Source organism: Sphingomonas sp. SP5, assembly GCF_058313455.1.
This window is the reverse complement of sequence record NZ_JBZFLF010000008.1, coordinates 25,738-40,970: the sequence shown is the minus strand read 5'-3', so window position 1 is coordinate 40,970 and position 15,233 is coordinate 25,738. Positions and strand designations below refer to the sequence as shown.

Below are 15,233 nucleotides of genomic sequence, written 5' to 3'. Positions count from 1 at the left end.
CGCACCCCCAACCTGATCGAGGTTAAGCAGAACGCCGCTGAACAAGCGTTAGTATCACACGTTTGGAATGCTGTGCGGACGCCTCTTCCGGTTTGACCGCTCGCGTCTGACGGAGGATCTCACGCTATGGCCGACCTGACGTTGCATGAGCTGTCGAAAAAGATGGCGAAGCTGGACTTCGCCATGCTGAATACGCAATCGTCCGGCGGGGAGATGACCGCGCGCCCGATGAGCAACAACGGCGATGTCGAATATAGCGGCGACAGCTATTTCTTCGCTTATGCGGATTCGCGCAAGGTCGCCGACATCAGCGGCACGCCTCAGGTGTGCCTGACCTATACCGGCGCCGCCGGGATGCTCGGCGGCCCGCCGCTGTTCGTCGCCGTTGAAGGCCAAGCATCGTTGATTCACGACAAAGCCGAATTCGAGGCGCACTGGACCAAGGACCTCGATCGCTATTTTCCGGACGGAATCGATACGCCGGGCATCGTGATGATCAAAGTGCATGCCGATCGCATTCGCTATTGGGATGGTGGCGACGAAGGTGAGCTACGGGCTTGAGCAGCCCGGCAGTTCCGGTCGACCCGCCGCCCGCGCTTGCCATTTGCATCCCCGCCCGCAACGAGGCGAAGCGGCTCCCGCGATTGTTCGCCGCGCTTGACCGCTTGCTGGTTCCGGCGGGCACGCAGGTCGTGATATGCCTGTTACTCGACAGTTGCAGCGATGGCAGCGCCGGTGTCACGGCCGACTATGCTGCGCACGCTCGCCATCCGGTGCACATCGCCACACATGACGGCGGTTCAGCCAATGCGGGCATCTCGCGCCACGCCGCCATGTCGCTCGGCAGGGCGGTGCTGGGACCTGCTGGCGGCATCCTGCTGACGACGGATGCCGATAGCTGGCCTCGCGCCGACTGGCTCGGCGCCACCGTCAACGGACTTGCCGCGGCCGACCTGATGGCGGGGAACGTTCTTCGCAGCGACGGGCCGCAGGATCAGGCGCAGGATCGGATCGAGCGCTATTACGCACATCTCCACCTGCTACGCCGCCGCGTCGACCCGGTGGCGTGGGAGGCCGAGGCGATGCACCATCATGCCAGCGGCGCGAACATGGCGATGCGCACGGAGGTTTACGCGGCCCTTGGCGGCTTTCCACCTTTGATCAGTGGCGAGGACGCACAGCTGGCCGACGACGCGGCGCGCGCGGGCTTCCGCGTCCGGCGTGATGCCGCGAGTGTCGTCCATACCTCCGCCCGGCGGCAGGGGCGTGCGCGGGGAGGCCTTGCGACGGCGCTGCATCTGCTCGATCGGATCGGCCTCGACGGCGTGCGTGTCACGCATCCGGTCGATCAACTCTGGCAGTACCGGCAGCACGCGCTGGCGCGGCGCGCCTTTGGAACCGCCGAATGGTCACCCTTGGCTGCCGCGATCGGGCTGACCACCGATCATCTGCGCGGCGTCGCCCGCGATTGTCCCAACGCCGAGGCGTTCGCCATGCGCGCCGTTCCCGAGGCGCCGGGCGGTATGCGGCAGATTCCGTTCGAGGTTGCTGAGGCCGCACTTGCGATGCTCACCGCCGCACCGCCGGCGCAGGCGGCATGACCGACCTTCGCATCCGGCTTGCGACGCTCACGAAGGAGCAGCAAGCGGCTGGCGATCCGGTGGACGCCGCCTCGCTTTTGGCACTGTTGCGGCTGCTCTACCGTGTCGGTCGCGAGGATTTGCCGCTCGGTCGCTTGTTCGAAGGGCATGTCGACGCGGTTCAGATCGTGATGCGCTACGGCACCCGCGCACAGCACGATGCGCTGGCGACGTCGATCCGGAAGGGCGCGATGTTGGGGGTGTGGAACGCCGATCTGCGCGGTGAGCCGCTACACCTGGCAGATGGTCGGCTCAGCGGCGGCAAGAGCTTCGCGTCGGGGGCCGGCATACTGACGCACGCGCTCGTCACCATGGACGTGGCAGACGGGCGGCAACTGGTGCTGCTCGATCTTGCGACGACACCGCCGGCGATCGATCGCAGCGTCTGGCACGTCGTCGGCATGCAGCGTTCGGAAACGCACGTCGTACGCTGGCACGGGGCGGCGATCGGTCCTGAGGCGATGATCGGCACGCCCGGTGATTATGTGCGGGAGCCCTGGTTCTCTGGCGGTGCCCTGCGCTTCGCCGCGGTACAGGCGGGCGGGATCGCGCGACTGGTCGATGAGGTTCGGGACCATCTCGTCACACTCGATCGCGCGACGGACCCGCATCAGGCCGGGCGCCTCGCCCGCCTTTTCGCGCTTGCGGAAGGTGCAGCGGCGGCGGTGCGTCGTGCCGCGGCTGGCTGGTTCGAGGATGAGGCCGCCCGCCTGCCCTTGGTCGCAGCGGCGCGCGCTGCGATCTTCGCCGCCGGCGGCGAAGCCATCCCCCTCGCGCAGGAAGCGGTGGGCGTGACGTCCCTGTTCCTCGACCAGCCACTCGCCGCGACGATCACGGATCTGTCGATGTATCTGAGGCAGCCCGGCCCCGACGCGCAACGGATGCAGGTTGGCGCAGCGGTCGCCGCCGGTATTCTCCGACCCGATCTGTGACATTCCGTCCCGGCCATCCACGCGCGTTGCTGGTGATCGCGCCGCACCCTGACGACGAGGCTATCGCCGCGCACGGCCTGATCTCACGGCTGGCAAGACGGGGCGTTCGCGTCGTGGTTCTCGTCGTCAGCGATGGTGCCGCGTCCCATCCCGGCAGCGCAACCTGGCCACCTGCGCGCCTGATCCGTGAGCGCCAGCGCGAGACGAAGCGCGTGATGCGGCGGCTGGGCGTGGCGGCGGGTGCCGTTACGTTCCTCGCTTTGCCGGACGGGCGCCTCGACGCGCACGCGCCGGCCGTCCGCCGCCATGTCGTCCGTGCGACCCGTACCCTTCCGCGCCCCCTGCTTGCGCTCGCACCATCGCAAGCCGACGCCCATCCCGACCACCGCGTCGTCGCGGCGGCAGCGACGCGCCAGCCAGGCGTGAACTGGTGGCGCTATCCGGTATGGCCGACGGGCCAGCGGCTGCCAGGCGCCCGCACCCTGTCGCTGACCGCACAGGAGCGCATGGCCAAGCGACACGCGATCCGCAGCTACCGCACGCAGGCCGGACGGATCGTGGACGATCCCGACGGCTTTGCCATGACCGCGCAACAGATTGCCGCCTTCAGCCGCCCTCAGGAGATATTCGCACCTGGAGGTACATCATGAAGCCGATCGGCCTCTCCGGGTTCGAGCGTACCTTTACCGATGATCCCGACCCGTGGCGGACCTTCACCAACCGTGACGAGGCGATCAAGCGTGCCGCGATCCTGCACGCGATCGGACCCGGCCCGCACGGCCGCATCCTGGAATTGGCTGCGGGTAATGGGTCCAACAGCCGCGCCCTTGCCGCGCGTACCCTACGCCTCGACGCCACAGAGGCTACAGGCTCGGGGACCCGGCTCGTGGCCGCGGCATTGCGCGAACACAAAAGGCGCGCCCGGGCCATCCGTTTGGCGGTGCCTGCACGCTTCCCACGCCAGCGCTACGACATAATTCTCATCGCTGAATTGCTCTACTACCTGTCCCCGCAGGCGATGCGCCAAACCGCACGTGACGTGACATCGGCACTGCGGCCGGGCGGCGTGTTGGTCCTGGCGCATCATCGGATCGACTTCCACGACTTCGCGCAGCACGCCGCGCATCTGCAACGGACGTTCCTCCACCAGACGAGGCGCAGGTGGCGATGCCGGATCGTGCGAAGGACCGGTCGCTGGGTCGTGCTCGCCTGTAGCGTCGCCCGAGCGTAGATCGACCGCCGCACCCATCATGGGCATCGGCGGGCTCTGCTCGCGTTCAACGTCCGCCATTCGTGACGGTTCGTGCAATCGGTAGTGCCCCAGCCTCGCGGCGGCTCGCCATGCCAGGCAAACACCGCTCGCAGCCGCTTCTTCAGCCATCAACGGCACGAAGGTAGCTCCGGAGGGTTAGCGCTTCGAAGGAGCGCGAGATGGACCGATTGCAAGCCAGGTATGACGGTAGCGATGCCGAAGGCGCGTCGAGTGCCACCGTCACACCAGCGCAGGTGCCTGGGCTCAATGGTTTGCTGGGCCTGGCGGTGGGCGTGGTCGTTATCGCCGGACTGTTTTTCGCCAAGGACGTACTGATCCCGATCACGCTCGCAGTCCTTCTGTCGTTTGTCCTTTCGCCGATCGTGGCCGCGTTGCGCCGACTTCGGGTTCCACGCGCCCTTGCCATCATGCTCGCGGTGCTGAGCGCGCTGGCGGCACTGGGCGGCATCGGCACCATGGTCGGAATGCAAGCTGCCTCGCTTGCCGGGAATGCACCGACCTACGCAGAAACAATCCAGGCGAAAATCGATCGCGCCCAGCACTTCGCCGCCAACCAACTCCGCATCTTTACGCCTTCGACGCCTGTGCAGCTTCCGCCTGCACTTGGCACTGGCGAAATACGCGGCACCCGGGCGCATCCGCTGGAGGTCAGGATCAGCGAGAAGAAGACGCCGATCCTCGAGCAGGTCGGCGGGTACCTGGAACCGATCGTCGCGCCTTTCGAAACCTTCGTGATCGTACTGGTCGTCGCCATCTTCATCCTCATGCAGAAGGAGGATCTACGCGACCGACTCATCCGGCTGTTCGGCTCCTCCGACCTGCATCGAACCACCGCCGCGATGGACGATGCCGGTAAAAGGCTCAGCCGCTACTTCCTCTCCCAACTCGCCGTGAACGCCAGCTTCGGCCTCGTGGTGGGATTGGGGCTGTGGCTGATCGGACTGCCTGTGCCGGCCCTGTGGGGAATCCTGGCAGGCGTGTTGCGCTTCGTGCCGTATATCGGTGCGCTGTTGGGCGCGACGCTGCCGCTGGCGATCGCCGCCGGTGCCGATCCCGGCTGGACGACCATGCTGGAGGTCGTGGCACTGTTCGTCATCCTCGAACCGCTGATCGGCTATGTCGTCGAGCCTCTGCTATACGGCCACTCCACCGGCCTTTCGCCGCTGTCCGTCGTGCTTGCGGCGGTATTCTGGACATGGATCTGGGGGCCGGTAGGCCTCGTCCTCTCGATGCCGCTGACCTTGTGCCTCGTCGTGCTTGGCCGGCATATCCCCAGCCTCGAGTTTCTCGATGTCCTGCTCGGCGACCGGCCGGCTCTGACGCCGGTCGAGAGCTTCTACCAGCGGATGCTCGCGGGCGATCCGGACGAGGCCCTCGCACAAGCGGAGACGCAACTCAGCGAACGGTCGCTGACGGCCTATTATGACGAAGTCGCCCTGCCGGCGCTCAAACTCGCTGCGGCCGATGTCGCGCGGGGAGCGATCGACCGCGCCAAGGTGGGCCGCATCGTGGATGGCATGCTCGAGTTGGTCGGTGAGCTTTCCGAAGCCGATGACACGGCCAGCACCGCCAATGCCCCCGAGCCGCCGCTCAATCCGGTGCCGGAGACCGCCGCGGGCTTTGCTGAAACTGCGCCCCACGTACTTCCAGAAGCGCCGGCCGACTGGCGCGCGGACGGATCGATCCTGTGTGTCGCAGGCCGAGGCGCCCTGGACGATGCGGTGACCGCGATGATGGCGCAGCTGCTCACCAAGCGCGGTTTCGGTGTACGCCGGGTGACCCATGATGCAGGTTCGCGTGCCAACATCGGCAACCTGGATGCATCGACCGCGAGGCTGGTCTGCGTCTCCTATCTCGAGATCGGCGGGGCGCCCTCCCACCTGCGCTACCTTGTCCGGCGACTGCGCGCGAGGACGGGTGACGCCCCTATCCTGGTCGGCCTCTGGCCGGAGGGCGAGGCAGCCTTGAGCGACGCGCAGATCCAACGTGCGCTGGGTGCCGACCATTATGTCGGTTCGCTTGGCAGCGCCGTCGAGACATGCCTGGCAACCGCTTCCGCAGCGCCGATCAAGGCTGTGGCGTGAGGGGGGCAGCAGCATCGAAATCGCGCAGACAGGACCCATCTACGGTCGTTGAGCGGCACAGATCGCGAAAGCGGGCGCTCGGTGTGATCCCTTTCCCCTGCGCCCGTTCACCCGCTCGCGTGGTGCAGCTCCACCACAAGGGGTGGCGCGCCATGAACGTCGCACCGCTCGCTTCCGCACTCCTCCTCGTCGCGCGCCCGCGATCGCGCGGAGCAGCCCGCAACACAGTAACAAGCGGCCGGTGCAGGCGCATTCCTACGAACCCACGCCGCTGAATCAGGGACCCGACTTCGTGTTCTCGCTGAAGCACCACCCCAATCCGCCTGTGGCCGCTCGTAGTTGCACAGACACCACGCCAAGCGTGAGCAACAGATTCAAGATCGACTAAAAAGCCACGAATACAACGAAATCTGGCGGAGCTGTCAGTTTAAGGCGGACGCGTCTCCGGTGCCAAAGCTTGGATGGTCAAGGCCACAGATCAGCTGACGAGCGCCTGCCACTCAGCCAGTGCCGCTGAGCGTCGTTCCTTGTAGGTCTGTCGGTCGGTGAGATGGCGCTCCAGGCTGAAGTGGTTGTGGACGTTGGCGTGGACAGAAGCGAACTTCTGCAAGCTCTTCATCCGTCGGAAGCGGAGCATCGCCCGCTCTCGTCGTCGGAACGGCAGGTGTGAGTTCTCCGCCCTGTTGTTGGCCCAGCGGCCCACCTCCTGACGATCAGCATCGCCAAGCTCGTTCATCGCGGCACGATAGCTGCGCAGACCATCCGTCGTGATCGCCTCAGGCGAGCCGTGGCGCTTCAGCGCCTTCTTCATGAAGGTGAGCGCCGCTGCCTTGTCCCGCGTTCCGGTGACGTAGCTTTCCAGCACCTCACCTTCATGATCCACCGCTCGCCACAGGTAGACCATCTCGCCGTTCAGCTTCACGTACATCTCGTCCAGGTGCCAGCGCCAGTGGCGAAAGCCACGCATGCGGCTTACCCGCCTGCGGCGCACCTCGCCGGCAAACACCGGCCCAAACCTGTTCCACCACATCCGCACCGTCTCATGCAGATGTCGATGCCGCGCTCGAACAGCAGGTCTTCCACATTCCGCAGCGACAGCGGGAAGCGGACGTACATCAGCACCACCAGGCGGATCACCTCAGGTGATGAGTTGAAGTACCGGAACGGACTGGCTGGCTTGCGCGGGCGAGGCATGCCCTCACTTATCCTGCCCTGATTACCAGCCGGTGCATTTGGCCTGACACAGCCCCTTGAACCCATATAAGAATCCGATATTGATCTGTAATCAGTTGCCGTTCCCTGATCGGATCGCGAAAAACCGCCGCTCTCATGGGGGTGAGAACGACGGCTTCTCAAACGCCTAAGGAGTTGAGACTTAGGCGAAGCGGATGGTCGTAGTGACGTTTTTCTTGCGGCGACGCATCGCGAAGCCAACCACGCCCATACCGAGGATCATCATCGCCCACGTAGCGGGCTCAGGAACAGCGGCGGCTACTGCGGTCGTGGCAGTGATAGCCGTGTTGGCGGTCGTTTCAAAAGCATAGCTATTCAGGATGTTGTTCGTCGTGAAAGCATAGCCGTAGTAGAAGTCATTTCCGACCGCCGCACGAAGGCCGATGAAGTTATCGCCATTCGAAGTTGACGGCTTCGATGGACTGGTGAACGAAGCGAACTGTCCGAATGACGGGCCGTAAGTCACGGTCCCGCGATTTGTGAAGCTGGTCGAAGGGCGCAGCGCGATACCAGCAAAGCCACCGAAGGCCGAAAAAGCGCCGGTGCTGTTGCTCTGGACCGAGAGAGGCTGCGTAAGGCTGTTCGTGGCGCTGAACGTGAAAGTCGCGCCGTTAAATATGGCAGTGATTGGAGCGGTTAGAAGGTCTGCATTCACAGTGGTGACGATTGGTGCCGCCTGTACAGGTGCGCTTACGACAACGGCCACGGCGGCACACGCCGCGAGGTAAACAGACTTCATTTGGGAACTCCCTGATCGGGACGCGCACTTACGCGTCGCGCGAAGGAACGGTTAAAAAAGTGTAAAGATGCATTACCTTTTTTGCGCCGTTCCGGACACAGGCGTCAGTCGCCCCCCCGTCATTGCGGGCGTTGCAACGGCCATCGATCCAGCACAATTCACGTTAGGGCAATCTGAGGATCGGCAATGCACTGGGTCATGCCATTCGCAAGGAGGTGCACATGCTGCGAAGCGACCTTGCCACTCGGATCGCGCTGCTGAACCCCGGCTTGCCGGCGGACATCGCCAATGACCTTGTGAAGGCGTTTTTCGAAACAATGGCAGCAACGCTGGAAGAACATGGACGGATCGAATTGCGAGGCTTCGCCACTTTCTCGATCGCGCGGCCTATCACAGGCGCTACCCGCAACCCCGCTACGGGGCGCCCCACGGTCGGGAACCATAGATGCCGCATCCGGTTCAAAACGTCACGTACACTGTCGGACGCGCTTACCTGCAAATAGGCAGGAAAGATGTTTTATTGGTGGTCACGGACGCCGATAGAAATGCAAATTCCAGACAACCCGTAATGCGCGTTGTTCAAGGTTAGCCACTTTTGCATCCAGACAATTCTCCGCTTAGGACCTCTGCCTTATGTCACCGTGCGATGCAGCGTAGCTCAAAGATCCGTAGTCCTGCCTCACTATAAGCCGTGCAAAAAGGTGTGGATTGGACGACGCTGCGAAGGCCGTCCCATATCGGCACGATAGCGTACCAAACGGATTTTGCGCTCTAAGTCATTGAACTTGCAAGCATCCCGCTGGTTGATGCAGCCATGCATACCAATGGGACTGTCGTGTTCACTCCAGCTTGCAGTATCCTCGTTGTTCATCATCCGCGCGGCTTCACCGTTTTGGAACTGGTGGAAGACGGACTGGCAATCGGCGTCGGTGATCAAGTCAGAGCAGACTGGTGTTGGAGCGGGCATGGCGAGGTCTCAACCCTCGGCGATCACCATCGATGCCGTTTCCACAAAAGCTGTCGGCGTCAAAGCGATGCCGAGCTCGTGGCCAAACGACTCCACTCACGCTGGCATGCCGGCTAGCTGTCACGCTTGCCGATCTCACCCTCGCGAAGGCGGTGCTTAAGCAGGCGTCGAATGCTTGCTCATCGCGGAGCTTCGCGCTTCGTTCGATACGCCGTCTATCAACCGTTATCTATCGTAGGTCATTTCAAGCGAAAGCGACAAGACGGTATGGATGGACAACCCGCGGTGAGGTCACCATGAAGCTCCAGCCTGCTGGCTATATCGAGCCGCTGCCGCCCGATGCAGGCAGACGAGGGCCGAGGCGCCTCGTAACCATGCCTGCTCGACTGAGCAGCTCTGCGATGCGGCCGCTGTTTGTGGTCGTCACCAACCTCTCCCGTTCGGGCTGTCGCTTCGAGGCACGCTGCCGCTTTGCCCTGGGTACGATACTGCTCATCACACTACCTGGTCTCGCCCCCGTGGCAGCACGCGTCATCTGGAGTGAGGAGGCACGAGGAGGACTGCAGTTCTTGCAGTCTATTAGCCTTGGCGTGTTGGAGAACTTGGTCGACCGACACCCGGTGGAAGCCGTGAGCAGCTACCCCGCTCTACTCGCCGAATGGGCGAGCGGACCGCGCCAGCGGACATCCTACGGGTGATACCCAACATAGCACTCGAGTTCGCTGCGCACCAGAGCAGCAGCAATCCGCACGTAAAAACACGCGGGCGGGGCCCTGTCTAACCCTCAGCGGACACCATGAATGCAGCGATAGGAGGTTGTCCGCGTCATAGCACGAAGCGCTTTTGTCATATCGGTTGGCAGATCTTGCTCCAAGCCGAGGCGGCGTCGACCCATTTCCGGCCGCTCAGAGACTACGAGGCGCCGCCCGAAACCGGCCGCACGTTCAGCATCGCCGACGGCCGATCAACCACATCTCCGAACCGTCGGTTTACCGCGCCTGCGTACGCTCGATTGGCGGTCCGTCCCGATGGAGTTGATCGATGGGGCACTCGTCGATGGACCCCGCCTTTCACGAACTTCGACCCTGGAACGAGGGCCGGCTTATCGGTGCGAAGCGGGCGCTGAAACAGCAACAGGTCTGGGCCATTCGCTTCTGGCTCGACCAGCATAGACGACTGCGCGACCGAGCGCTGTTTGACTTCGCCATCGACAGCAAGCTGCGCGGCTGCGATGTCGTCAGGTTGCGGATCGGCGATGTAGTTCCGGCGGACGCGTCCGTGACCGCGCCATCGTGGTTCAGCAGAAGACCAAACGACCAGTCCAGTTCGAGCTGATGGACACCGCACGAAAGACGATGCGGGCGTGGTTGGAGCGGCGCGGCGGGACACTGAACGACTTCGTTTTCCCAAGTCGAAACGACTACATGGCTCACATGAGCACGCGGCAATATACCCGCCCCGTGCACGAGTGGGTGGTCGGCATCGGCCTTCCGGCTCAGGATTGCGGGACGCACTCGCTTCGGCGCACGAAAGCATAGATCATCTACAAGGCGACTGGTAATCTCCGCGCCGTTCAGATCCTTCTCGGCCATGCCAAGATCGACAGCACGGTCCGCGACTTGGGCGTTGACGTGGAGAACGCTTTGGAACTGGCCGAACGCACTGAGGTCTGAGCCGATCCAGAAGCGGACATCCAGCGCTACCCGGGTGCCCCCAAAAGCCGCCGCTTGTTCACGAGCCGTGCTTCGCTCGGGATTGGTTGGCCCGCAGGGGATTATGCCGGCTTTCGCTCGACCGCTGTATTGCTTCCCTGGTACACCTTGCTAAACTTGTTGGATGGGGGGGGGGACGAAACACATGCTCGAACTGACCGGGGTCACCCACGTCTACGCCAATAGCACCCGCGCGCTCGACGACGTCAGCCTGTCGATCCCGGCGGGTATGTTTGGACTGCTCGGACCCAACGGCGCCGGCAAGTCGACGCTGATGCGGACGGTAGCGACGCTCCAAACGCCGACTGCGGGCACTATCCGCTTCGGCGACATCGACGTGGTGGCCAGCCCTGAGGACCTGCGTGCGACGCTCGGCTACCTGCCCCAGGATTTCGGCGTCTACCCGCGCGTCTCCGCCTACGACATGCTCGACCACATGGCGGTGCTGAAGGGGGTGCATTCGGCCGCCGACCGGCGCGCGACCGTCGAGACGTTGCTCGCCCAGACCAACCTCTGGACGCACCGAAAGAAGGCGATCGCCGGCTTCTCCGGCGGCATGCGCCAGCGGTTCGGGATCGCGCAGGCGCTGATCGGCAACCCGCGCCTGATCATCGTCGACGAGCCCACCGCCGGCCTCGACCCCGAAGAGCGCAACCGCTTCCTCAACCTCCTGGCCGAGATCGGCGAGAACGTCGTCGTGATCCTGTCGACCCACATCGTCGAGGACGTGGCGGACCTGTGCCCGCGCATGGCGGTGCTGGCGGCGGGGCGCATCCAACTGGAGGGCGCGCCGCTCGACCTGATCGAACGGACCCGCGGGCAAGTTTGGGCGAAGACGGTCGCGCCGGGCGCGCTGGACGCGGTGCGGGAGGCGCACGAGGTCATCTCCACTCGGCTGTTCGCGGGGCGCACGGTGGTCCACATCCTCGCCGACCACGATCCCGGCGACGGCTTCACCCCTGCGGCGGGGGGCCTGGAGGACGTGTACTTCTCCACCCTCGCCCGCTCGCGCCGCGCCGCCGCCGTCGCGGCCTGACCCGCGATGTTCGGCGCCATCGCCCGCTTTGAGCTGCGCTACCAGTTCCGCAACCCCGTCTTCTGGGCGGTCGCGATCCTGTTCTTCCTCCTGACCTTCGGGTCGGTGACGGTGGAGCAGATCTCGCTCGGCAGCGGCGGCAACGTCCACAAGAACGCCGCCACCGCGATCGCGCGGACGCACTTCATCATGTCGCTGTTCTTCATGTTCGTGACCACCGCCTTTGTGGCGAACGTGGTGGTTCGCGACGACGAGAGCGGCTTCGGGCAGATGGTCCGGTCGACCCGGGTCACCAAGGCGGCCTATCTCCTCGCCCGCTTCCTCGGCGCCTACGGGGCGGCGGCAATCGCCTTCGTCGTGGTGCCGCTGGCGATGTGGCTCGGCACGCTGATGCCGTGGGTCGATCCCGAGACGCTGGAGCCGAACCGGGTCGGCGACTATCTCTACGCTTATTTCCTCCTCGGCCTGCCTAACCTGTTCCTGACCGCAGGCATCTTCTTCGCGGTCGCGACCATGACCCGGTCGATGACCTACAGCTACCTCGCGGTCATCGCCTTCCTGGTGGTCTACCTGACCCTGATCGGTATCACCGCGGAGAAGCCGGAATGGCGGGAGACGATCGCCTATCTTGAACCGTTCGGGATCGGGGCGTTTGGCTGGCTGACCCGCTACTGGACCCCGGCCGAGGCGAACGCGGCCATGCCCGCCTTCGCGGGCGTGCTCGCCGCTAACCGGGTCATCGCCGTGATGCTGGGGGGGCTAGCGCTCGCGGTTGCGTGGTGGCGCTTCTCCTTCACCGAGCGCGGCGCGTCGATGCGCCGCCTGCGTCGCGAGCAGCGCCGCGCGGCGAAGCTCGCCGCCACCCCGCCGCGCGTCGCCGACGCGCTGCCCGCGACCGACCCGGCGCATGCGGGCCCCACCCAGCTTATCGCGCGCGTCCGGTTCGAGATGGCGCTGATCTTCAGGAGCCCTGGCTTCGTCATCATGCTGGCGATCGGCCTCGCCAACACGGTTGCCTCGCTGCTGGTCGCGGGCGAGCGCTACGGCACCCCGCTTTACCCGATGACCTTCACCGTGATCGCCATCCTCCAAGGCGCGTTCACGATTATGCCGCTGATCATCGCGATCTACTACGCTGGCGAACTGGTGTGGCGCGGCCGCGAGCGCGGCATGCACGAGATCGTCGACGCCACCGCGCTGCCGAATTGGGCCTACCTCATCCCCAAGGTGCTGGCTGTGACCGGCGTGCTGGTCACGACTCTGCTCGCCTCGGTGATCGCCGGGATCTCCGTGCAACTGTTCCGCGGCCCGGTGACGCCGGCGCTCGGTGAGTATCTCGCCTGGTACGTCCTGCCGTTCGCGGCGGACTTCGTGATCCTCGCTGTGTTGGCGGTGTTCATCCAGGCGCTCAGCCCCAACAAATATGTCGGCTGGGCGCTGATGGTGGTCTACCTAGTCGCGACCAGCGTGTTCACGACGATCGGCTGGGACCACCCGCTCTACCTGTACGGCTCGACCGGGACGCTGCGGCTGTCGGACATGAACGGCGACCAAATCGGCGCAGCACGCGGCTGGTGGCTGCGGCTCTACTGGGGCGGGTGGGCGCTGGCGCTGGCGGTGGCGGCGCACCTTCTCTGGCGGCGCGGGACCGACGTGAAGCTCGGCCACCGGCTCCGCCTCGCGCCGCGGCGGCTGAAGGGGACGCCGGGGGTGGTGCTAGCGGTCGCGCTGGTCACCGTCGCGGCGAGCGGGGCTTGTGCCTGGCGGCAAATGGACGTCCTCAACACCTATCGCAGCGCCCCCGATCAGGACGCGCGGGCGGCGGCCTATGAGAAGAAGTATCTCCGCTATGCGGGGCTGCGCCAGCCGACGCTGACCGACATCCGGCTGACCATCGCGCTCCACCCCGCCGCGCGGCGGATGGAAGCGGAGGGCAGCTACGCCTGGGTCAACGACACCGGCGCGCCGCTCCGCGACCTGCACGTCCGCCTGCAGGACGACCGCACCCGGCTGGTCGCGGTGACGATCCCCGGTGCGCGGCTGGTCAGCGACGACGACGACAACCAGTACCGTATCTACCGCTTCGACCGGCCGGTCGCACCGGGGGCGATCGGCACGCTCGGCTTCCGTACCGAGCGGGTCGACCGCGGCTTCGCGGCCAACGACGACGACACGCGCCTGGTCGCCAACGGCACCTTCCTCAACAACCGCGAGTTCGCGCCGACCCTCGGCATGGACCGCAGTGGGCTGCTCCAGGATCGGACCAAGCGCCGCAGGTACGGCCTCCCGGCGGAACTGCGCCCAGCCAAGCTGGAGGATATTTCCGCACAGTGGAGCAACTACGTTCACACCGACTGGGTCCGGTCGGATGTCACCTTGTCGACCGATGCCGACCAGGTGCCGATTGCGCCGGGCCGCAAGGTGGCGGACGCGGTCGCTAACGGCCGCCGCACCGCGCGCTTTGTGTCTGGCGCGCCAATCCTGTCCTTCTTCTCGATCCAGTCGGCGCGTTATGCCGAAAAGGCGCGGGTCGCCGACGGGGTCCGCCTGTCGGTCCTTTACCACCCCGCCCATGCCTACAACGTCGACCGGATGCTGGCTGCGATGAAGGCCGCGCTTGGCTATTACCGGGAAAATTTCGGGCCTTACCAGTTCCCGTATGCCCGGATCGTCGAGTTCCCCGGCTATGCCAGCTTCGCGCAGGCGTTCGCGGGGACGGTGCCCTATTCCGAGCGGATCGGCTTCATCGCCGACGCGCGCTCGGCCGACCGGATCGACTACGTCACCTACATCACCGCGCACGAGCTAGGGCATCAATACTGGGCGCACCAGGTGATCAGCGCCGACATGCAGGGCGGCACCGTGTGGGTGGAGACCATGGCGCAATATTCGGCGCTCATGGTGATGAAGCGGCTCTACGGCCCCGACAAGATCAGGCGGTTCCTGAAGTACGAGCTGGACGACTATCTGCGTGGCCGCCGCGGCGAGGCGGTGGAGGAGCTGCCGCTCGCCCGCGTCGAGAACCAGCCCTACATCCACTACAACAAGGGATCGGTGGCGCTGTACCTGCTCCAGGACCGGCTGGGCGAGGCACGGGTCAACGCGATGCTGCGCGGGCTGCTCGACCGCTACCGGTTCAAGGGGCGGCCTTATGCGCGCTCGACCGACCTCGTCGCCGGCTTCGCGTCGCTGGCGCGCGACGGGCAGGAACGGCAGCTGGTCGCCGACCTGTTCGAGCGGATTGTGATGTGGGACTTCGAGGCGAAAGACGCGACCACCCGCCGCCTGCCCGACGGAAGGTGGGAGACGCTGCTGACCGTGAACGCCGCCAAGTTCACCGCCAACGGCCAAGGGATCGAGACGCCCGTTCCCTTCGCCGACACGATCGACGTCGGCGCGTTCGCGTCGCGGCCGGGGCTCGCCGCCTTCTCAAGGGCGGACGTGCTGGCGATGGAGCGCCGCCCGCTCCGCAGCGGCGGGCAGCAGGTGCGGATCGTCACCGCGGCGCGGCCGGCGTTCGTCGGGGTCGACCCGTACAACAAGTATATCGACCGAAATAGCGACGACAATTTAGTGGCACCTTCCTGACCCATTTGCGGTCGTTCAGCACCGGTATG

At 65.1% G+C, this 15,233-nt stretch carries 12 protein-coding genes and 2 pseudogenes; 11 read left to right on the top strand and 3 right to left on the bottom strand.

Annotated elements, in window-relative coordinates; all coding sequences use genetic code 11:
- Window positions 1-126: 126 nt before the first annotated feature.
- The 6 genes from AC4GY7_RS16625 to AC4GY7_RS16600 all read left to right on the top strand — a co-directional run bounded on the left by AC4GY7_RS16625 (window position 127) and on the right by AC4GY7_RS16600 (window position 5,929).
- Entirely contained in the window at window positions 127-561 is a 435-nt protein-coding gene (locus AC4GY7_RS16625) for a pyridoxamine 5'-phosphate oxidase family protein (protein ID WP_443585722.1), read from the top strand.
- Complete coding sequence (locus AC4GY7_RS16620; RefSeq protein WP_491116117.1) at window positions 558-1,601, top strand: glycosyltransferase family 2 protein; 1,044 nt, start codon at window positions 558-560, stop codon at window positions 1,599-1,601. Before AC4GY7_RS16625 ends, AC4GY7_RS16620 begins: the two co-directional genes overlap by 4 nt.
- Entirely contained in the window at window positions 1,598-2,572 is a 975-nt protein-coding gene (locus AC4GY7_RS16615; protein WP_491116116.1) for an acyl-CoA dehydrogenase, read from the top strand. The genes AC4GY7_RS16620 and AC4GY7_RS16615 overlap by 4 nt, the downstream gene beginning before the upstream one ends.
- A 32-nt stretch (window positions 2,573-2,604) precedes the next feature.
- Window positions 2,605-3,222, top strand: coding sequence for a PIG-L deacetylase family protein (locus AC4GY7_RS16610; RefSeq protein ID WP_491116191.1), 618 nt, complete (start codon window positions 2,605-2,607; stop codon window positions 3,220-3,222).
- Complete coding sequence (locus tag AC4GY7_RS16605) at window positions 3,219-3,803, top strand: methyltransferase (protein WP_491116114.1); 585 nt, start codon at window positions 3,219-3,221, stop codon at window positions 3,801-3,803. The genes AC4GY7_RS16610 and AC4GY7_RS16605 overlap by 4 nt, the downstream gene beginning before the upstream one ends.
- Window positions 3,804-4,003: 200 nt before the next feature.
- Window positions 4,004-5,929, top strand: a complete 1,926-nt coding sequence (locus tag AC4GY7_RS16600; RefSeq protein WP_491116112.1) for an AI-2E family transporter — start codon at window positions 4,004-4,006, stop codon at window positions 5,927-5,929.
- A 478-nt stretch (window positions 5,930-6,407) separates the two neighbouring features.
- Here the strand turns inward: AC4GY7_RS16600 and AC4GY7_RS16595 are convergent.
- Both AC4GY7_RS16595 and AC4GY7_RS16590 read right to left on the bottom strand, forming a co-directional pair.
- Window positions 6,408-7,123, bottom strand: a pseudogene (locus AC4GY7_RS16595) (IS6 family transposase).
- A gap of 181 nt (window positions 7,124-7,304) precedes the next feature.
- Window positions 7,305-7,901, bottom strand: a complete 597-nt coding sequence (locus AC4GY7_RS16590; protein ID WP_491116111.1) for a PEPxxWA-CTERM sorting domain-containing protein — start codon at window positions 7,899-7,901, stop codon at window positions 7,305-7,307.
- Between the two features lie 221 nt (window positions 7,902-8,122).
- On the opposite strand from AC4GY7_RS16590, the gene AC4GY7_RS16585 reads away from it, so the two are divergent.
- On the top strand, window positions 8,123-8,404 hold the full coding sequence (locus tag AC4GY7_RS16585) for an HU family DNA-binding protein (RefSeq protein ID WP_491116109.1): 282 nt from the start codon (window positions 8,123-8,125) through the stop codon (window positions 8,402-8,404).
- A gap of 179 nt (window positions 8,405-8,583) precedes the next feature.
- Here AC4GY7_RS16585 and AC4GY7_RS16580 read toward each other — a convergent pair whose 3' ends face one another.
- A complete protein-coding gene (locus tag AC4GY7_RS16580; RefSeq protein ID WP_491116107.1) occupies window positions 8,584-8,838 on the bottom strand; it encodes a hypothetical protein in 255 nt (84 codons plus the stop codon).
- 62 nt (window positions 8,839-8,900) lie between these two features.
- Between AC4GY7_RS16580 and AC4GY7_RS16575 the strand changes: the two genes are divergently transcribed.
- The 4 genes and pseudogenes from AC4GY7_RS16575 to AC4GY7_RS16560 all read left to right on the top strand — a co-directional run bounded on the left by AC4GY7_RS16575 (window position 8,901) and on the right by AC4GY7_RS16560 (window position 15,204).
- Window positions 8,901-9,566 (top strand): PilZ domain-containing protein, encoded by a 666-nt coding sequence (locus AC4GY7_RS16575; protein WP_491116105.1) that lies wholly within the window; start codon window positions 8,901-8,903, stop codon window positions 9,564-9,566.
- 343 nt (window positions 9,567-9,909) lie between these two features.
- Window positions 9,910-10,541: pseudogene (locus AC4GY7_RS16570) on the top strand (tyrosine-type recombinase/integrase).
- Between the two features lie 184 nt (window positions 10,542-10,725).
- Window positions 10,726-11,616: an ABC transporter ATP-binding protein gene (locus AC4GY7_RS16565; protein ID WP_491116103.1), complete on the top strand. Its 891-nt coding sequence runs from the start codon at window positions 10,726-10,728 to the stop codon at window positions 11,614-11,616.
- 6 nt (window positions 11,617-11,622) lie between these two features.
- Window positions 11,623-15,204 (top strand): ABC transporter permease/M1 family aminopeptidase, encoded by a 3,582-nt coding sequence (locus tag AC4GY7_RS16560; protein ID WP_491116101.1) that lies wholly within the window; start codon window positions 11,623-11,625, stop codon window positions 15,202-15,204.
- Window positions 15,205-15,233 lie beyond the last annotated feature (29 nt).

Excerpts from the sequence above, each read along its gene's own strand:
- AC4GY7_RS16625 (WP_443585722.1), top strand. The coding sequence starts at position 127 with ATGGCCGACCTGACGTTGCATGAGCTGTCGAAAAAGATGGCGAAGCTG.
- AC4GY7_RS16615 (WP_491116116.1), top strand. The coding sequence starts at position 1,598 with ATGACCGACCTTCGCATCCGGCTTGCGACGCTCACGAAGGAGCAGCAA.
- AC4GY7_RS16605 (WP_491116114.1), top strand. The coding sequence starts at position 3,219 with ATGAAGCCGATCGGCCTCTCCGGGTTCGAGCGTACCTTTACCGATGAT.
- AC4GY7_RS16600 (WP_491116112.1), top strand. The coding sequence starts at position 4,004 with ATGGACCGATTGCAAGCCAGGTATGACGGTAGCGATGCCGAAGGCGCG.
- AC4GY7_RS16590 (WP_491116111.1), bottom strand. The coding sequence starts at position 7,901 with ATGAAGTCTGTTTACCTCGCGGCGTGTGCCGCCGTGGCCGTTGTCGTA.
- AC4GY7_RS16585 (WP_491116109.1), top strand. The coding sequence starts at position 8,123 with ATGCTGCGAAGCGACCTTGCCACTCGGATCGCGCTGCTGAACCCCGGC.
- AC4GY7_RS16575 (WP_491116105.1), top strand. The coding sequence starts at position 8,901 with ATGCCGTTTCCACAAAAGCTGTCGGCGTCAAAGCGATGCCGAGCTCGT.
- AC4GY7_RS16565 (WP_491116103.1), top strand. The coding sequence starts at position 10,726 with ATGCTCGAACTGACCGGGGTCACCCACGTCTACGCCAATAGCACCCGC.
- AC4GY7_RS16560 (WP_491116101.1), top strand. The coding sequence starts at position 11,623 with ATGTTCGGCGCCATCGCCCGCTTTGAGCTGCGCTACCAGTTCCGCAAC.